Here is an 18,001-nt window from a genome sequence, read left to right on the forward strand (position 1 = left end):
GCCGGCGTCGCGCCGGCCCGGACTCTGCAAACCCGGGAGATTTATGAGCGAGGATACGAGCGATCCGCAGATCCGCGAATGGTTCAACACCAATCGCATCAGCGAGGTCGAATGCCTGGTGCCGGACATCACCGGCGAGGCCAAGGGCAAGATCATGCCGGCAGCCCGCTACCTCAACGGCGAACGTCCGCGGTTGCCCGATTCCATCTTCATCCAGACCGCGACCGGCGATTATCCGGAAGACGACGAGGAAATCGTCGATCCGGCTGAGCTGGACATGCAGCTGGACGCCGATCTGTCGACCTGTCGCCTGGTGCCCTGGGCGCGCGAGCCGACGGCCCAGATCATCCACGAATGCAGTTATCTCAATGGTGAGCCGGTGCTGGTCAGCCCGCGCTACGTGCTGCGACGGGTGCTTGCTTTGTACGACGAGCTTGGCCTGCGGCCGGTGATTGCGCCGGAAATGGAGTTCTATCTCGTCCAGCGCAACACGGATGCCGACTATCCGTTGCAGCCGCCGGCCGGCCGCTCGGGCCGGCGCGAGATCTCGCGGCGTGCCTACAGCATCGACGCGGTCAACGAGTTCGATCCGCTGTTCGAGGATATGTACGACTACTGCGAGGCTGAGTCGCTCGACATCGACACCCTGATCCACGAAGAAGGATCGGGCCAGATGGAGATCAACTTCGAGCATGGCGACCCGCTCGATCTGGCCGACCAGGCGTTCCTGTTCAAGCGCACCCTGCGCGAGGTGGCACTCGCCCACGGTATGTACGGTACGTTCATGGCCAAGCCGATGGCGGACGAACCGGGCAGCTCGATGCATATTCATCAGAGCCTGGTCGATGTGGCCAGCGGCGACAACGCGTTCGCCGACGAGGCGGGCGAACCGACCGCGTTGTTCTATCAGTTCATTGCCGGCATGCAGACTTATCTGCCGCCCGCTCTGGCGCTGCTGGCGCCGAACGTGAACAGCTATCGGCGCCTGATGCCCGATCTGTCCAATGGTTCGGCGCCGATCAACACCGAGTGGGGCTACGACAACCGCACCGTCGGTCTGCGCGTGCCGCATTCGGGGCGTCGCGGCAAGCGCGTGGAAAACCGTATCGCTGGGGCCGACGTGAATCCGTATCTCGCCATTGCCGCATCGCTGGCCTGTGGTTATCTCGGCATTCGCGACAAGCTCGAGCCGCGTGCGCCGGTGGCCGATTCGGCCCATGCCCGGGGCCATCGCCTGCCGTCCGACATGGGCCGGGCGCTGGAAGCCCTGGCCGACTGCATGCCGCTCAAGGCGTTGCTCGGCGAGCGTTTCATCGATACCTATCTGGCGGTCAAGCGCACCGAGGAGATCGCACACTTCAAGGTGATCAGTTCCTGGGAGCGGGAGTACCTGCTGCTGCGCGTCTGATGCACCGGCAGCCCGTCGCTGCGGCGTGGGCCTGTTTACAAATTCGCGGCGGCCATCCGGCCGCCGATTTCAATGGAGCCCTGCGGCATGCTGACGTTTCATGACAACCGTACGCAGAATCGGCGTTCGACCACTGAGCTGGCCGGCGGGCGGCTGATCGCGCCGCTGGAATGCCCCGAACGGGTCGACATGATCGCCGCTCGTATCCGCGAGGTCGGACTCGGCGAGATCCGGGGCGCGACCATGCACGGACTGGAGCCGATCGCCGCGGTGCACGATCCGGCGTACATCGATTTTGTCGAAAACGCCTGGGCCGACTGGCGGGCGGCCGGCTATACCGGCGAGGCGATCGCTACGGTCTGGCCGACGCGCCGCACCCGGTGCGACTTCGTGCCCCGCCATATCGACGGCAAGCTCGGCTACTACGCGCTGGCGGCCGAGACCGCGATCGAGGCCGGTACCTGGGAAGCGGCCCGGGCGAGCGTGGATATCGCGCTCACCGCGCTCGATCATGTCCAGGCCTCCGGCGAGGCCGCCTTCGGCCTGTGCCGGCCGCCGGGCCACCATGCGGCGGTCGACCAGTACGGCGGCTATTGTTTTTTCAACAATGCCGCCATCGCCGCCCAGGCCGCCCGAGAGGCGGGTGCGGCGCGCGTGGCGATCCTGGATGTCGACTACCACCACGGCAACGGCACCCAGCAGATTCTCTACGAACGCGACGATGTGCTGTTCGTGTCGCTGCACTGCGATCCGCTGGAGGAGTTCCCGCATTATCTCGGCCGCGCCGACGAGATCGGTGCCGGGGCCGGCGAGGGCTTTAATCGCAACCATCCGCTGCCGCCCGGCTCGGGCTACGCGGCCTGGCGGGCCGAGCTTGAGACCGCCATGAACGGTATCGACGAATACGATCCCGATCTGGTCATCGTGTCGCTGGGCGTGGATACCTTCGCGGGCGACCCCATCGGCCGCTTCAAGCTCGCTTCAGACGATTTCACGGACTACGGTCGTCGCCTGGCCGGCATGAACCGGCCCACGCTGTTTCTCATGGAAGGCGGCTACGCGGTCGAGGAGATCGGCGTCAACGTCGTCAACGTGCTCACGGGCTTTGAACATGGCTAGCCAGGCCGCAGCTTATCCCGGTTCCTATTACGCGGCCTCCATCGCCGAGCCCGGCGACTACCCAGGGCTGGACGCCGATCTTCGAGTTGATGTGGCCGTCGTTGGCGGTGGTTTCACCGGCGTGGCGACGGCGCTCGAACTGGCCGAGCGCGGCCACTCGGTGGCGCTGATCGAGGCCAACCGGATCGGTTGGGGCGCGTCCGGACGCAACGGCGGCCAGGTCACCGGCAGCCTGTCCGGCGAGGCCGGGCTTAAGAAACACTTGCGCGACGTGCCGGGCGGCGATGTTGAGGCCTTCGTCTGGGATCTGCGCTGGCGCGGCCAGCGCATCATTGAGCAGCGCGTCCAACGCTACGGCATTGACTGTGATCTCAAGCACGGGCATCTGCAGGCGGCCTGGAAGCAGGGGCACGTGGCGGCGCTCAAGGCCGACCTCAAAGCCGCCCAGGCCCGTGGCATGGGCGATCGGGTGCGCTGGATCGAAAAAGACGAATTACGTGAACTGCTTGATACGCCGCTCTACCACGGCGCGTTGCGCAACGATGCCAATCTGCATCTGCATCCACTGAACCTCGTGCGCGGCGAGGCGCGGGCCGCCGCCGATCAGGGCGTGGCCATCTTCGAGGGCTCGCCGGTGGTCGACATCCAGCACGGGGCGCCCGCGCGCGTGGTGACCGCGCAGGGTTCGATCACGGCGGATACCGTCGTGCTGGCCGGCGGTGCCTATCACAAGCTGGCGCGCCGGGATCTGGCCGGCAAGCTGTTCCCGGCCGCGCTCGGCATCGTCACCACCGCGCCGCTCGGCGAGACCGCGCATCGGATCAATCCCGAGGATCTGGCGGTCTACGACACCCGTTTCGTGCTCGATTACTACCGACTCACCGCCGATGGGCGACTGTTGTTCGGCGGCGGAGCCAACTACTCTGGCCGCGAGTCCGAGGATGTCGCCGCTTATCTGCGGCCACGACTGGAAGCGACCTTCCCGGCGCTCGCAGGCGTGGCCATCGATTATCAATGGCAGGGGATGGCCGGCATCGTGCCCAATCGCATGCCCATGCTCGGTCGTACGGGGGCGGGCGACAACGTGTATTACGCTCAGGGCTATTCCGGCCACGGCGTGGCCACCTCGCATATCGTCGCCAGCGTGCTGGCCGAGGCGATTGACGGCCAGGCCGCCGAGTTCGATGCCTTCGCCGGCCTGCCGCACGGCCGGGTGCCGTTCGGCGAGCGCTTCGGCAACACGCTGCTGGCGCTCGGCATGACCTGGTATCGGCTGCTCGAAACCATTCGTTGAGGCCGGTTTCATGACCACCCCGGATGCCGCCTCCAACTACTGGGTCGACAGTGCCGGCGATGCCGCAGCGCGGCCGCCGGCGGCGGGCCGTCACGAAGCCGATGTCGTCATCGTCGGCGCCGGCTTCACTGGGCTGTGGACCGCTTATTATCTGGCCGGCATCCGGCCGGCGCTCGACATTGTCGTGCTGGAGGCCGAAACCGTCGGCCACGGTGCCTCGGGCCGCAACGGCGGCTGGGTGATCGGCAATCTCGCCGGTCTGGAACGCCTGGTCGGGGATATGGATGCGCCCGCGCGTCGCGCGATCTGTGCCCAACTGGCTGACAACGTCGATCAGATCGGGCGCGTGACCGCGCGCGAGGCGATCGCGGCTGATTTCCACAAGGGCGGCACGCTGGACGCCGCCGCGCGCTATCCCCAGCAGGTCGCAATCCAGAAAGCGCATCGCGCCGCGTTGATCGAACTCGGCCACGCGCCGGAGGATTGTCTCTGGCTCGACGGTCCGGCGCTGGCCGAGCGCGCGGTATTTCGCCGCGGTTACGGCGCGTTGTTCTTTCGCCAAACCGCGACCGTGCACCCGATGAAACTGGTGCAGGGGCTGGCCCGGGCCGCGGAACGACGTGGCGTGACAATCCACGAGCATAGCCGCGTGCGTTATCTGGCGCCGCATCACGTGATCACCGACGTCGGCGCCCAGTTCGGCGCGCGGCATATCGTCCAGGCCACCGAAGGCTACAGTGGCGAACTGGCCGGGCTTGGGCACCGCGTATTGTCGGTGCGCAGTCTGGTGATCGCCACCGAGCCGCTCTCGGAAGCCGTCTGGGCTCGTGTCGGGCTGGCGGGCCGGCCGACCTTCTGCGATGCCAGCCGCATGATCAACTACGGCCATCGCAGTCGCGACGGCCGGCTCGTGTTCGGGGCCCGTGGGGCCTATCCGCTGGGCGGCGCGCCGAAACAGGATCATGCGATTTCGTCGGCCGATATCGAGCTGCGGCGGCGCCTGCTGCTCGATCTGTTTCCCGGCCTGCCCGCCGATCTGGCCGTCACCCACGGCTGGGGCGGCTCGCTGGGCTTGTCGCGACGTTTTCGCCCGCACGCGATCTTGGATTCGAAGACCGGCCTGGCCACTGCCGGCGGCTATGCCGGGGAAGGCGTGGCGGCCTCGCATCTCATGGGCCGGACCACGGCCGAATTGATCGCGGGCCAGGATACGCCGCGCACGCGCGCGCCCTGGGCGCATCGCGACGTCGCGATCGACGCCCTGCTGCGGCGTTGGGAGCCGGAGCCACTGCGTTGGTTGGCGGCCCAGACCATCTCGGCATCGTATGCGACCGAGGAGTCGTTGCTGCGGCGCGGCTATGACAACGCGCTCGCCCGCGCGGTCATGCGCGCCAACGACCGATTCGCTGCGATCATCGAGTAGCGCGCCGGGCCCGGCGATACAGCGCGGCCCGTGCCGGCGGACGGCCGAATCGCATCGGCCATGCCATCGGGGCTACCGCCGTTTCGGCAAGGTGCAGGTCACTTGGCACGGGGCGATCTTGTTGTGTTAACCCGGCACAAAAATAGATGATTTTTCGGGTTAGTAGCGCGAGTATGCGACCGCATGCTCGCCGCGGCCATTGGCCGCGAAGCCTTTGAAAATAAAAGACGGAGAAGCGCCGGCTTTTATTTTTGAAGGCGTTGAAAACAGCTGATGAAGTTAGCTTTTTTGTTGACCGGATTATCGATTTATCGCCTGTCCGTCGACACTATCGCCATGGGCTGGCCGTCATCGAACAGTGAGCGGTTACGTCCGGCCGACTTGGCGGCATAAAGAGCCGTATCCGAGCGTGCGAACCATTCGTCGACGGAAAAAGTCTCGGCGGAATCGAGCGCGGCGCCGCCACTGAAACAAATGGGCCCATGACGCAGCGGCTGTTTCATACAGCGCTCGCGCAGCCGGCTGTCCAGCGCGACGATATCGTCGCGTGTGGCGTACGGAATGAATAGATTGAATTCCTCGCCACCGCAACGGCCGGCGACGCCTGCATAGTCCGCGACCGTCTCGTTCAGCAGCTGCGAGAAATGACACAGCACCTCGTCGCCATAGGCATGGCCGTAGCTGTCGTTGACCTGCTTGAAGTGATCCAGATCGTAGGTGAGCAGCATGGCGCTGTTGTCCGGCGAGCGTTCGAGCTCGTACTGATCGAGTACGCCGTGGAAGGCGCCGTGGTTGAGCAGGCCGGTGAGGCTGTCACGCCGTGCCGAATCGCGGGCATCGCGGTGCTCGTTTTCGAAGCGTCGGAAATAGCCGCCCATGAGGATAAGCAACAGCACGATCGAGAAGTTGTAGGACACGGTCAGATCGAGCAGGCGCTGTTGCGGGGCGGCATAGGCCGGTACCCAGGCTGGATGGCGATAGCCGGTAACCAGCAGCACGGTGGGTACGACCACGAAACTGGCGATCAGGGCGGCGCGCTGCCAGGGGCGCAGCACGATCGCGCCCAACGCATAGGCCGCGAGCAGGAGAAAAAACAACAGGGTCGGGCCGTCGGCACCCTCGTTATAGAACCAGCTCAACGGCAGAATGACGAACAGCATCAACAGACAGAACAGTGCTGCCATGCCGTGCGTATGCAGGGTTCGGCGTGCGCGAAACCACAGCGCGTGCACCACCAGCCCGATGCTTAACAGTACCGCCACGTAAAGCGTGTCGGTGATACCAGTCGCGGCGTTGAACACGGCGCTGAAATAGCAGCCCCAGGGCGCGAAGAACAGAAACGTCAGGTGCATGCGCTGCTCGGGCGTTTCCGCCGCGCCGAAGAGCAGTTGCGTGAGCCTTGTCAGGCTTCTCTGTTTTTTTATCGAAGTCATCCGTCCGATTCGGTTGATCGCTCGTGCCGGCTGCTACGGCGTAGCGGCCGCGAGCGTGTCACGACCCGGCACTCAAGCGAAGTCCAGCCCAGGCCGGCGTCCGAGTTGCTGTGGTGTTGGATTGCCGACCATTGATGATGCGAGCGTTTGCGGCATCATGCCAGGGGTTGCAACAACAACGGCCGGGGTCAGTCGGCGGCGAGCAGTCGGCGGGCGAGGCTGTCGTCGGTGACCAGTGTCTTGCCGATGCCGGCGCGAAAGACCGCCAGCAGGGCATCGGCTTTTTCCGCACCGCCCACGGCGAGAATGAGGTTGGGGATGCGCAACAGGTCCGGGTAGCCGAGTGCGAGGGTGCGATCATCCAGCAGGGTCACCAGCGACCCGTCGGCGCGCATGAATGTCCCCAGCACTTCGGCGATCACGCCGGCCTCCCTGAGTCGCTGGCGGTCGGCGGCACTCAGGCTTTGCATCATCTGTGACGCCGGCGGGTCCCAGCTGCCGACAGCTACCGCCGCGACCGAGATCGAGCCGAACAAGCGAAACGCGGCTTCCACACTCGGTTCCTTGCGCAGCCCGTCGGCGGTGGTCTTGTCGGCCACCACCAGCGGCACGAAGATCGGGTACGCATCGCCGCCGCCGATTTCACTCACCCGGCGCACGACATCCAGCGAATTCTCGCTCGATGAGCCGACGATGCCGCCCATCTGCACCACGCTGCAACGCGCCAGCCGTTCGATCTGCAGCGCCATGGCGCTGGTCGTGCGCCCCCAGCCGATGCCCAGCACATCGTCGGGCGAAACCAGTTCGCCGAGCAGGTTCGCGGCCGCCGCGCCCACGCGCTGGCGGATCGCGGCCGGTTCGCGGTCGTGCTCGGACGAGCGGACCACGATCACCTGCTTGAGGTCGAATTTCCGCTGGATGTCGCGGGCCAGATGCGTGTCGTAGGCCAGCGGCGCCTTGATGGTGAAGCGCACGATCCCCTCCGAGACCGCGAGATTGAGCAGGCGAGCGACCTTGAAGCGCGACAGACCGAGATCTTCGGCGATGACGGTCTTCGGCGCACCGTCGATATAAAACCGCTGCGCGACGGTCGCAGCCAGGACGCCGGTGTCGGGATCGATGGGCATGACGCTAAGGATAGCGCCTGCGACCAATAGGGCATAGCGCTCATATGAGCAATGTGTTGCTATTATGAGCAGAAAAGAAATCAGCCGCTACGGATTCGTGATCGACGCCCCGTGCTCGTAGCGAACGCGCGGTCTACACGTTGAAAACGAGGGCCGGTTTGGCCGGCAAGGCGAATGGAGGAACACGCAACACGCGTGACAGCGATGACCGCGAACATTCTCGAATGTGTGGAGATCGGCAAAAGCTTCGGCACCACGGCGGTGCTCGATCGCATCGATCTCGCATTGCAGGCCGGTCGCGTGACCGCGCTGATGGGCGAGAACGGCGCCGGCAAGTCGACGTTGCTCAACATCATCGCGGGCCTGATCGCACCGTCCTCGGGTGAGCTGCGGGTCGATGGTGAAGCCGTGCGCGAATTCACCCCCAGCGCCGGTCAGGCCCGCGGCATTCAGATCGTGACCCAGGAATTGTCGCTGGTGCCGCATCTGACGGTGGCCGACAACATCTTCCTCGGTCGTGAACTCACCGCGGGCTCCAAGCGCATCGGCTATCTACAGGCGCGCCGGATGTTCGACCAGGCGCAGGCCGCGATCGATGCCTTCGGTGTGCCGATCGACGCCCGCGACCGGGTCGATCAGATCAGTCTGTCCTATGCCCAGATCGTGGAGATCATCCGCGCCTACCATCGCCGCCCGCGCATTCTGCTGCTCGACGAGCCCACCTCGTCGCTGACCAGCAACGAAACCCGGCATCTGTTCGAGATCGTCGACACCCTGCGCGCCGACGGCACGACGGTCGTGTTCACCACCCACAAGATGGACGAGGTCGAGCAAATGGCCGACGACATCACGGTGCTGCGCGATGGTGAAATCACGCTGACTGCCACGGCCCGTGACCTGTCCACGGCCGAAGTGGTCGACGCCATGGTCGGCCGCAAGCTGGCCGAGCAGCGGTTGGTACTGCCCGAAATTAAAGACGTTGCGCCAGCGTTGGCGGTGGCAGGCTATGCCACGCGCCAGCCGGACGGCGGCGCCGAGCAGCCCTTCGATTTCGCGATCCGCCCGGGCGAGATCGTCGGTCTGGCCGGCATTGCCGGTGCCGGGCGCACCGCGTTTCTCAAGTCCGTCTACGGGTTGCACCCGGCCCGGCGCGGTCAGGTGCGCCTGGACGGCGCGAACTATACCGAGCGTTCGCCCTCGCGTTCGCTGGCCCGAGGTCTGATCTATATCCCCGAAAGCCGCAAGGAATCCGGGTTGGTGATGTCGCAGGGCATCGCGGCCAACGCGATTCTGGCCAATCTCGGCCGTTTCTCCGGGCTGGCCGGCTGGCTCAAGACCGCCCGCGAGCACGATCTGACCCGCGAAGCGCTGGAAGCGCTGCGCACCAAGTATGAATCCACGAGCTCGTCGGTGGCCCAGCTGTCCGGCGGTAATCAGCAGAAAGCGCTGGTCGCGCGCTGCCTGATCGCCGACGAGCCGAAGGTGTTGCTGCTGGACGAGCCCACGCGTGGCATCGACGTCGGTGCCAAGGCCGACATCTACGAAATCATCGTCGAGCTGGCGCGTGAGGGCGTGGCGATCGTGGTGTCGTCCTCCGAACTGCCGGAGCTGATGACGCTGTCGCATCGCATCGCCGTGTTCAAGGACGGTTTCATCGCCAGGACCTTCGAACGCAACGATTTCCGCGAGGCCGACATCGTCCGGACCGCGATCGGCGCGTGACCGCGACGACGCGATTGCACGGATCAGAAAGAGGATGACCCACGTGAGCACAGCCCAGACATCATCGAGCCCCGAGGCCGCGGCGCTGCCCGCGCGTCGGCGTGTGCTGTTCAATCGCCAGCGACTGGCCTCGCTGGTGGTGTGGATCGCGTTCGCTTGTTACGTCATTCCGCTGGCGATCGCGCAGCCGCAGTTCATCTCCTTCTACAACATCATCTCCATCCTGATGCTGATCTCGGTCTATGCCCTGATCGGTTTCGGCGAGGGCGTGGTGGTGCTTTCCGGCGGCATCGATCTGTCGGTGGGCAGCATCGTGGGTCTGGCCGGGGTGGTGGCGGCCGTAATCCTGACCGGTCATTCCGGCGTCGGTTGGTGTCTGGTCGCGATCGGGGGCGGCGTGTTGGCCGGCGTGCTGATCGGGGCCTTCAACGGGATCGCGGTCGCCCTGCTCAATATTCCGTCGTTCGTGGCGACCCTCGGCACGCTGTCGATCGCGCTCGGCATCGGCTATGTCTTCAGCGCCGGCCAGCAGATCTCGATCGACAACGATCCGTTTCTCAATATCTCGATCAACGCGTATCTCGGGATTCCGATCCCGATCTACATCATGTTCATCGTGTTCCTGCTGCTGTGGCTGGTGCTGGCCAAGACCCGCTTCGGCCGCTACATCTACGCCGTGGGCGGCAATATCCAGGCGGCGTTCGTCGCCGGCCTGCCGATCCGGCGTGTGCTGATCTCGGCGTTCGTGATCTCCGGTGGATTGTCCGGGCTGGCCGGCGTGTTGCTGGCCGCCCAGATCACCGCCGGCATCGCTTCGACCGGCTCCGGCTACGAGCTGACCGCGATCGCCGCCCCCGTGATCGGCGGCATCAGCCTGGCCGGCGGGCGCGGCTCGATCGCCGGCGCGCTGTTCGGCGTGATCCTGCTCGGCACCATCGACAACGGCCTGACGATTCTCAATGTCTCGCCGTTCTATCAACACATCATCCGCGGTTTCATCATCATCCTGGCGGTCTTTCTGGACACCATCGCCAGCCGGCGAAAGCTGGTCTGAGCGGCCGGGATGGCATCGATTACAACAAACCACAGCCGTTGTGGCTGTGATCTCGAGCGAGAAAACAGGAGGACCCTCATGAAATCATCATTCCTCAAGCGGGCTGCGGCCGCGCTATTGACGCTGGGCTGCGTGGCGATGGCCGGGCCGAGCCTGGCCGCGCAGGACAAGCCGATCACGGTCGGCTTCACTGTCTATGGCATGTCGGGCTGGGTTTCGTCGGGCAAGGAAGGCGTCGAAGCGGTGGCCAAGGCCGACAACGTCGATCTGCGCTGGGCCAGCGCCGACGGCTCGGTCGCCAGTCAGGTGGCCCAGATCAAGCAGTTCATCGGGCAGCATGTGGATGCGATCGTGATCGATCCGGTCGACTCCTCCGCGCTCGGTCCGCAGATCAAGGAGGCCAAGTCGAAGGGTATCAAGGTGATCGGCACCAACGTGAAGATCTTCCCGCCCGGTGAACAATATCTGACCTCCTATGTCGGCCCGGACGATGTGCTGGCCGGCGAGAACGAGACCAAGGCGCTGGTCAAAAAGATCGGCGGCAAGGGCAACGTGGTGATCCTCAAGGGCCCGCTCGGCCAGTCGGCGACCATCGACCGCACCCAGGGCATCGAGAACGTGCTCAAGCAGCATTCAGGCATCAAGGTGCTGGCCCAGCGTCCGGGCGACTGGAAGCGCGAGAAGGGCTACAACATCACCGCCTCCTGGCTGTCGCGCTATGGCACCCAAATCGACGGCATCATCTCGGAGAATGACGACATGGCGGTGGGCGCGATCCGGGCCATGCGCCAGCGCCGGATCACCAACGTGCCGGTGGTCGGCGTGGACGGCATCGAGGCCGGGCTGAAGAATGTGGCCTCGGGTCGTCAGCTGGTGACCAACCTGCAGAACGCGCCGTTACAGCTCGGCATGGCCCTGCAGGTCGCGGTCAATGCGGTGCGGGGTCAGTCGGTGCCCGACAAGATCATGATCCACATGCCGGTCGTGACCCAGGACAACGCCGACCAGTACATGAAGCAGATGTACGACAACCGCCAGCAGTTCATTGACGGCCTGCCCGAGTTGATCAACAAGAACCTGGCCTCCGGCCACTACGGCCACCAGTAAACGCCTAGGCGGCGCCGTGGCTGTCGTTTCCCAGCGGAAGCCCGGCCGCGGTTGCCGCCCGCCACATCGATCGCTCGTTCGCCGGGTTCGCTCCGGTACGGGATCGGCCGTGCCTGGGCCGGCGATGGGGCAATTCTGACGCGGTGATTCCCATGGAATATCAAGGCTATGACAAGAACTTCGCGCTCGCGGGCCGGATCGCGCTGATCACCGGGGGCGCGGCCGGCATCGGGCGGGCCATCGCCGAGCTCTATGTCGAGAAAGGAGCGCGGGTGGCGCTGGTCGATCGCAGCGAACAGGTTGCAGCCACGGCCCGCGCGATCGGCACCGAGTCGGCGATCGGCATCCAGGCGGATGTGACCGACAGCGCCGATGTACAGGCGGCGGTCGCTCAAGCGTTGGCTGAATACGGTCGGATTGATGTGCTGGTCAACAATGCCGGTGTGGTGGCGCTGGACTGGGCCGAGGATCTCAGCGAGGCGGATTGGGATCTCACGCTGAACGTGAACCTGAAAGGCGTGTTTCTGATGTGCCAGACCGTGGGCCGGCACATGCTCGAAGCCGGCGGCGGGCGCATCATCAACATGGCCTCGCAGGCGGCCGAGGTCGCGCTCGACAAGCATCTGGCCTACTGCACCAGCAAGGCCGGGGTGGTCGGCCTGACCAAGGTCCTGGCCTCCGAATGGGGCCCGCGCGGTGTTCGCGTCAACGCCATCTCGCCGACCGTGGCGCTGACCGAGCTGGGCCGCCGCGCCTGGGCCGGCGAGGTCGGCGAGCGCATGAAGGAGAAGATTCCGGCGCGGCGCTTCGTCTACCCGGAAGAGATCGCCGGTTGTGCGCTGTATCTGGCCAGCGACGCCGCCGACATGATCAACGGCGCCAATCTGGTCATCGACGGCGGCTACAGTATCCAGTAAAGACCGTTGGGGGGCGCGCTACCCGCGGCGTCGCGTGAAACGGCAACAGGCCCCAGGGGATGAAGGGCAACCCGAGCCCGACGGTATCGCCGCCCTCGGCGCCCACGCCCCGGGCGGCGTCTCGCCCCGAGCCCCGCATGCTTCGATATCGACTGCGGCCCGCAGACCGGAACAGGCAGGGCGCCCGAAATCCGGCGGCGACGCCATGACACCGTCACCGGTGTGCGGTATGAATGCGCGTTGGCGGGCCGCGCCTGGCCCGGGCCTTGCTGTGATTTGACGCGGGGTGGGCGTGCGGCGCCGGCCCGCCCCGGGGGCTCGTGGCCAACCTTGGCAGGCTCTAAGCTAGCCGCAGCCTATTCAGGAGTAATCGTTTTGAGCGTGTCGCTGGTCGAAGTGGTGGTGTTTCTCGCGGCAGCGGTCATCGCGGTGCCGATCGCCCAGAAATTGCGCCTGGGCTCGGTGCTCGGTTATCTGCTCGCCGGGGTGGTGATCGCGCCGTGGGGCCTGGGCCTGATCGGCCGGGTCGACGAGGTACTGCATCTGGCTGAGTTCGGCGTGGTCTTTTTGTTATTCATTATCGGTCTGGAGATGCAGCCCCGCCGTCTTTGGGCGCTGCGCAAGACCATTCTCGGCCTCGGCGGACTGCAGGTTCTGGCGAGCGGTGTCGTGCTGTCGCTGGGCGCGACCTGGATCATGCACCTGCCGCCCGCACCCGCTGTCGTGGCCGGCTTCTCGCTGGCATTGTCATCGACCGCGTTTGCGCTGCAGATGCTCGGCGAACGCGGTGAGCTGACCTCGCGCCACGGCCGCTCGGCCTTCGCCATCCTGTTGTTCCAGGATCTGGCGGTGATTCCGATTCTGGCACTGCTGCCATTGCTGTCGGTCGGCCATGCCGAGGTCACGCTGCTCGGCGGGATCGAAAAAACGGCCAAGGTGGCGGCGGTGATCGCCGGGCTGGTCATCGGTGGTCACTATGTTCTCAAGCCGGTGCTGCGCGTGGTGGCGGCCACGCGCATGCAGGAAATCTTTATCGCCATGACGCTGTTGATCGTGGTCGGCACCGCCGCGATCATGGAAGCCACCGGTATTTCAGTGGCGCTTGGGGCGTTTGTGGCCGGCGTGCTGCTGGCCGACTCGGAATATCGCCATGAGCTCGAGGCCAACGTCGATCCGTTCAAGGATCTGCTGCTCGGCCTGTTCTTCATCGCGGTGGGCATGTCGATCAATCTCGGCCTGTTCGCCTCGCAGCCGGTCTATCTGATCGAGCTCACGCTGGGTCTGGTGGCGATCAAGGGCTTGATGCTGGCGGTCCTGGCGCGTCGGCACGGGCTGTCCTGGGCCGCCTCGCGCAATCTGGCGGCCTATCTCGGCCAGGGCGGTGAATTCGCCTTCGTGATTCTGTCGACGGCCGTGGCCGGGCATCTGTTCGTGCAGGCCGAAGCCGATGTGCTGGTGGCGACGGTGACGTTGTCCATGGTGCTTACCCCATTCGCGGTGCAGGGCGTGGCCTGGTTCAATGCCCGGCGCGCGCCGGCCGCCGACACGCCCGACTACGAAACGCCCGCCGAATCCGAGCATCCGGTGATCATCGCCGGCTTCGGCCGCGTAGGTGGCATCGTGGCGCGCATGCTGCGGGCCAAGCGAATCGGCTTCGTCGCGCTTGAGGCCAATCCGGCCCAGGTGGACTTCGTGCGCCGCTTCGGCGCCAAGGTCTATTACGGCGATGCGTCCCGGGTCGACATGCTGCGCGCCGCACGCGCGGAGGAAGCACGTGTGCTGGTGCTGGCCATCGCCGATGTCGAAGTCTCGCTGCGGACCGTGCACATGGTGCAGAGCCATTTCCCGAATCTGACCATCGTCGCGCGGGCCCGCGACCGTCAGCATGCCTATAGGTTGATGGATCTGGGCGTGACCGTGTTCCAGCGCGATACGTTTCTCTCCAGCATCGCGCTGGCCGGCGACACCATGCGCGCGCTCGGCCTGCCGCGCGCGGAAGTCGAGCGTGTGCAGAAGACATTCAAGGCCCACGACGAGGCACGGCTGGCCGAGCACTACGAGGTAGCCAACGATCAGGAACGGCTGGAAAAACGCGTGCGGGAAGCCGCGGCCGAACTGGAAGCGTTGTTCGAGCGCGACGAGGTGGAGGCCGCCGGGGAACAGTCCGGCGGCCGCTGAATGCGTCAGCGCCGGGCGGCGCGATCATTCAGGTACTCGGTCAGCGCGAAACCGGCCAGCAACCAGAAGCCGCCGACCAGCAGCCCGGCGGCCACATCGCTGGCGAAATGCACCGACAGCAGCAGGCGACTGAACGCGATAAGAGCGATCAGCGCGCCGCACCCGTAGACCAGTTCGAAGCGCAGCCGGGTATCGGGCCGCACCCGCGCGATGGCATAGGCGATGAAACCGTAGACCGCCATGGCCGCGGTGGCGTGTCCGCTGGGGAACGAGGGCGTGGCCGCGCTGGCAAAAGTCAGGAATTCTGGCCGCGGGCGATCGATGGCGTATTTGCCGGCATAGGTCAGCGCCTGCGAACCGAGTACCGTCAGCAGCAGGCCGGGAATATAGGTTCGGCGGTGGTTGGCCCAGAGAAAGGCGGTGGCCACCAGCACCACCGCCACCAGGGTGGTGAGGTCGGCCAGATGGGTGATCCCGGCGAATACATGCAGCAGATCGGGGTGACGCAGCGGCGCCAGGGCCGTGTTTACCCGGGCATCGAACTGCACGATCCGCTCGCGCTGGATCACGTCTTCGGCCAGATCGCTGCCGAGTGCCACCAGAGTGCCGGCCGCGACGACGATCAGCGTCAACGGCAGCCCGGTGAAGCGATCGGTGGCCAAGCGCCCGGCGATCCAGGCGCGGGGACGCGGGAAACGGCGGCTGATCGCGTCGAACCCGGGCCGGCGGCGCACCAGCGCGTCTCCGGTGCGGATAGCCATACGGCGCGTGGCCGGCGTGGCGCGCCGGATCGCCCACCGGATCAGCCCGGCCAGCAGCCGGCCCGCAAGCAGCAGCACTGCCAGCATGCCGATCAATAACCCAAACGGCAGTGTGTGGTGCGCCACAGGCGGGCCTCCGGGTTGGATATTCGACCAGCGCGGGAGTATACGGATCACGACGATTGGTCGGCCTGACACCGGTCGCGTCAAGGGGCGCGGCGGTGTGATGCGTGCTCAGGCGATGAACATGGCGTCGCCATAGCTGAGAAAGCGATAGCCCGCTTCCACCGCGTGGGCATAGGCGGCCAGCACGTTATCGCGGCCGGCAAACGCCGATACCAGCATCAACAGGCTCGACTGTGGTTCGTGGAAGTTGGTGAAGATGGCGTCCACCGCGTGGAAGTCGTCACCGGGCTTCAGGAATAGCTGGGTTTCACCTGCGTACGGACCGAGCCGGCCGTTGTGGGCGCGGGCCGCGGTCTCCAGGCTGCGCACGGCGGTGGTACCGACCGCGATCACGCGCCCGCCGGCCGCGCGCGCCGCCGCGGCCTGATCGCACAAGGCCTGGCCGACCTGCAGACGCTCGGCGTGCAACCGCTGCGCGCGCACATCGCCTTCGCGCAGGCGCTGGTAGGTACCCGAGCCCACATGCAGCGTGACGGTACCGAAATCCACACCGCGCCCGGCCAGGGCGTCCAGCAGCACCGCGTCGAAATGCAGGCCCGCCGTGGGCGCAGCCACGGCGCCGTCATGACGGGCCCAGACCGTTTGATAGCGTTCGCGATCGGCGATTTCGTCCGGCCGCCGGATATAGGGCGGCAGGGGCATGTGGCCATGCGCATCGAGCAGGTCGTGTACCGACGATGCCGGGTCCGCCAGTACGAGTGTGTACAGCTCGCCGTGCCGCGCGGCCACGGTCAGGCGAGTTGCACCGATGATGATTTCGGCGTCGATGCGCGGGGGTTTGTTGGCCCGGATCTTGGCGGTCAGGCGCGCGCTGTCGAGGATACGCTCGAGCATGACCTCCACCGCACCGCCCGTGGCCTTGCGGCCGTGCATGCGCGCGGCCAGTACCCGCGTGTCGTTGAACACCAGCAGGTCGTTGCGGCCGAGCAGTTCGGGCAGATCCACGACCCGGCGGTCGGCCCATGTCCCGTCGCGCCGGTCGAGGCGGAGCAGACGGGAGGCCCGGCGCTCGGCCAGCGGTGCCTGGGCGATCGACGCCTCGGGCAGGATGTAATCGAAATCGTGCTTGTCCATGATCGTCGTCCGGCGGTGGCGCGGCGATTGTGGCGGGGCGGCGCCTGGCGAACAAGCCGCCGGGCGCCGGGCATGCGCCGCGCCATGCGGTATGATCGAAAGCATGCTGTATCTGTACGAGTATGAAGGTTGCCCATTCTGCGGCCGGGTACGCGAAGCGCTGATGGATCGCGTGCTCGATGCCGTGGTGTTCCCGTGTCCGCGCGGCGGGCGACGGTTTCGGCCGCAGGCGGAAGCGGTGGGCGGGCGCCAGCAGTTTCCCCTGCTGGTCGATGACGATACCGACACGGTGTTGTACGAATCCGGCGACATCATCCGACATCTCGATCGGCGGGATACACGCCGCGCGCCGCCCGCAGCCGCGGGTGCGCTGGGCATGGCGGCCGGTGCGTGGGTTCGCGACCTGTACGGCATGCAGGTGGCCGACGACCGCGGCCGCCTGCCGCCGGCATGGCTGTTCGAGTTGTTCAGCGATGAACGCGATAGGCATGCCGGGGCCGTCCGCGGTCTGCTGGCGGCCCTGGAGTTGCCATATGTACTGCGCAGCCCCGAGGCGCTGGCCGACGCGCCGGCGCCGGCGGCGTGGATCCGCCGCGCCGCGCCCGATTGTGTCGACGGCGCGCACCCGCCGGTGCCGTCAATGATCGATCCGAATACCGAACATGCCCTGTTCAAGCCGGCCGCCATCGCCGAGCATCTGAAAACGCATTACGCCTGATCGCGTCGTCCGGACGCTGTCGTTGCTGGAGATTGTTGCTATGTGGAATCGTTGTGCACTGATCATGACGACAACGGCCGTACTCGGCCTGTCCGGCTGCGCCAGCCACAAGCCGGTCCTCTACGCCCACGGCGGGGGCATGCCGCCGGGCGGCGAGCGGGCCGTGGCGGCCTGTACGCAACAGGCGCACAACGCCGGCCTGGATTATTCCAAGGGCCACATCGGGCGCAGTGCTGTCGAAAACGGCGCCGTAGGCGGGGCCGGGGGCGCGGCCGCCGGTGCGATCTACGGCAACGCGGCGCGCGGGGCGGCGGCCGGCGCAGCCGGTGGCGTCGCCGCCGGGCTGGTACGCGACATATTCCATCACGACGGCGGCCCGGCGCCTGCCTATCGCGCCTACGTCGATCGTTGTCTGCGGGAGCGCGGTTACCAGCCGGTCGGCTGGCACTGACCCCGCGGGCGCGCGAACGGCGCTACACT

General features: G+C 66.1%; 15 protein-coding genes. 11 read left to right on the forward strand and 4 right to left on the reverse strand.

What is annotated here, in order from left to right:
- Positions 1-43: 43 nt before the first annotated feature.
- The 4 genes from SALB1_RS06910 to SALB1_RS06925 all read left to right on the forward strand — a co-directional run bounded on the left by SALB1_RS06910 (position 44) and on the right by SALB1_RS06925 (position 5,244).
- Positions 44-1,408: a glutamine synthetase family protein gene (locus SALB1_RS06910; RefSeq protein ID WP_109993199.1), complete on the forward strand. Its 1,365-nt coding sequence runs from the start codon at positions 44-46 to the stop codon at positions 1,406-1,408.
- 87 nt (positions 1,409-1,495) lie between these two features.
- Positions 1,496-2,527, forward strand: coding sequence for a histone deacetylase family protein (locus SALB1_RS06915; RefSeq protein ID WP_109993200.1), 1,032 nt, complete (start codon positions 1,496-1,498; stop codon positions 2,525-2,527).
- Complete coding sequence (locus tag SALB1_RS06920) at positions 2,520-3,821, forward strand: FAD-binding oxidoreductase (protein WP_109993201.1); 1,302 nt, start codon at positions 2,520-2,522, stop codon at positions 3,819-3,821. The genes SALB1_RS06915 and SALB1_RS06920 overlap by 8 nt, the downstream gene beginning before the upstream one ends.
- A gap of 10 nt (positions 3,822-3,831) precedes the next feature.
- Positions 3,832-5,244 carry an FAD-binding oxidoreductase gene (locus SALB1_RS06925; protein ID WP_109993202.1) on the forward strand — a complete coding sequence of 471 codons (1,413 nt, stop codon included), beginning with the start codon at positions 3,832-3,834 and terminating at the stop codon, positions 5,242-5,244.
- 308 nt (positions 5,245-5,552) lie between these two features.
- On the opposite strand, the gene SALB1_RS06930 is transcribed toward SALB1_RS06925, so the two are convergent.
- Positions 5,553-6,677, reverse strand: coding sequence for a diguanylate cyclase (locus SALB1_RS06930; RefSeq protein WP_109993203.1), 1,125 nt, complete (start codon positions 6,675-6,677; stop codon positions 5,553-5,555).
- Positions 6,678-6,865: 188 nt separating this feature from the next.
- Positions 6,866-7,804 (reverse strand): sugar-binding transcriptional regulator, encoded by a 939-nt coding sequence (locus SALB1_RS06935; protein WP_109993204.1) that lies wholly within the window; start codon positions 7,802-7,804, stop codon positions 6,866-6,868.
- Positions 7,805-8,008: 204 nt separating this feature from the next.
- On the opposite strand from SALB1_RS06935, the gene SALB1_RS06940 reads away from it, so the two are divergent.
- From SALB1_RS06940 to SALB1_RS06960, 5 genes are all read left to right on the forward strand, one after another.
- Positions 8,009-9,526 (forward strand): sugar ABC transporter ATP-binding protein, encoded by a 1,518-nt coding sequence (locus tag SALB1_RS06940; protein ID WP_158590657.1) that lies wholly within the window; start codon positions 8,009-8,011, stop codon positions 9,524-9,526.
- Between the two features lie 43 nt (positions 9,527-9,569).
- Positions 9,570-10,580 carry an ABC transporter permease gene (locus SALB1_RS06945; protein ID WP_158590658.1) on the forward strand — a complete coding sequence of 337 codons (1,011 nt, stop codon included), beginning with the start codon at positions 9,570-9,572 and terminating at the stop codon, positions 10,578-10,580.
- A gap of 78 nt (positions 10,581-10,658) precedes the next feature.
- Positions 10,659-11,687 carry a substrate-binding domain-containing protein gene (locus tag SALB1_RS06950; protein ID WP_158590659.1) on the forward strand — a complete coding sequence of 343 codons (1,029 nt, stop codon included), beginning with the start codon at positions 10,659-10,661 and terminating at the stop codon, positions 11,685-11,687.
- Between the two features lie 146 nt (positions 11,688-11,833).
- Positions 11,834-12,604 carry an SDR family oxidoreductase gene (locus SALB1_RS06955; protein ID WP_370453248.1) on the forward strand — a complete coding sequence of 257 codons (771 nt, stop codon included), beginning with the start codon at positions 11,834-11,836 and terminating at the stop codon, positions 12,602-12,604.
- Positions 12,605-12,985: 381 nt separating this feature from the next.
- Entirely contained in the window at positions 12,986-14,782 is a 1,797-nt protein-coding gene (locus SALB1_RS06960) for a monovalent cation:proton antiporter-2 (CPA2) family protein (RefSeq protein ID WP_109995315.1), read from the forward strand.
- 5 nt (positions 14,783-14,787) lie between these two features.
- On the opposite strand, the gene SALB1_RS06965 is transcribed toward SALB1_RS06960, so the two are convergent.
- Together SALB1_RS06965 and queA are read right to left on the reverse strand one after the other, a co-directional pair.
- Complete coding sequence (locus SALB1_RS06965) at positions 14,788-15,669, reverse strand: phosphatase PAP2 family protein (protein ID WP_255414518.1); 882 nt, start codon at positions 15,667-15,669, stop codon at positions 14,788-14,790.
- Between the two features lie 108 nt (positions 15,670-15,777).
- Positions 15,778-16,803 (reverse strand): tRNA preQ1(34) S-adenosylmethionine ribosyltransferase-isomerase QueA, encoded by a 1,026-nt coding sequence (queA, locus tag SALB1_RS06970; RefSeq protein ID WP_109993210.1) that lies wholly within the window; start codon positions 16,801-16,803, stop codon positions 15,778-15,780.
- 91 nt (positions 16,804-16,894) lie between these two features.
- On the opposite strand from queA, the gene SALB1_RS06975 reads away from it, so the two are divergent.
- The gene (locus SALB1_RS06975; RefSeq protein ID WP_158590660.1) at positions 16,895-17,521 is read left to right on the forward strand and encodes a glutathione S-transferase N-terminal domain-containing protein; all 627 of its coding nucleotides are present in this window, start codon (positions 16,895-16,897) and stop codon (positions 17,519-17,521) included.
- Positions 17,522-17,585: 64 nt separating this feature from the next.
- Complete coding sequence (locus SALB1_RS06980) at positions 17,586-17,972, forward strand: hypothetical protein (protein WP_158590661.1); 387 nt, start codon at positions 17,586-17,588, stop codon at positions 17,970-17,972.
- Positions 17,973-18,001 lie beyond the last annotated feature (29 nt).

It is taken from the genome of Salinisphaera sp. LB1 (assembly GCF_003177035.1).
In the GTDB taxonomy this organism is placed as follows: Bacteria; Pseudomonadota; Gammaproteobacteria; order Nevskiales; family Salinisphaeraceae; genus Salinisphaera.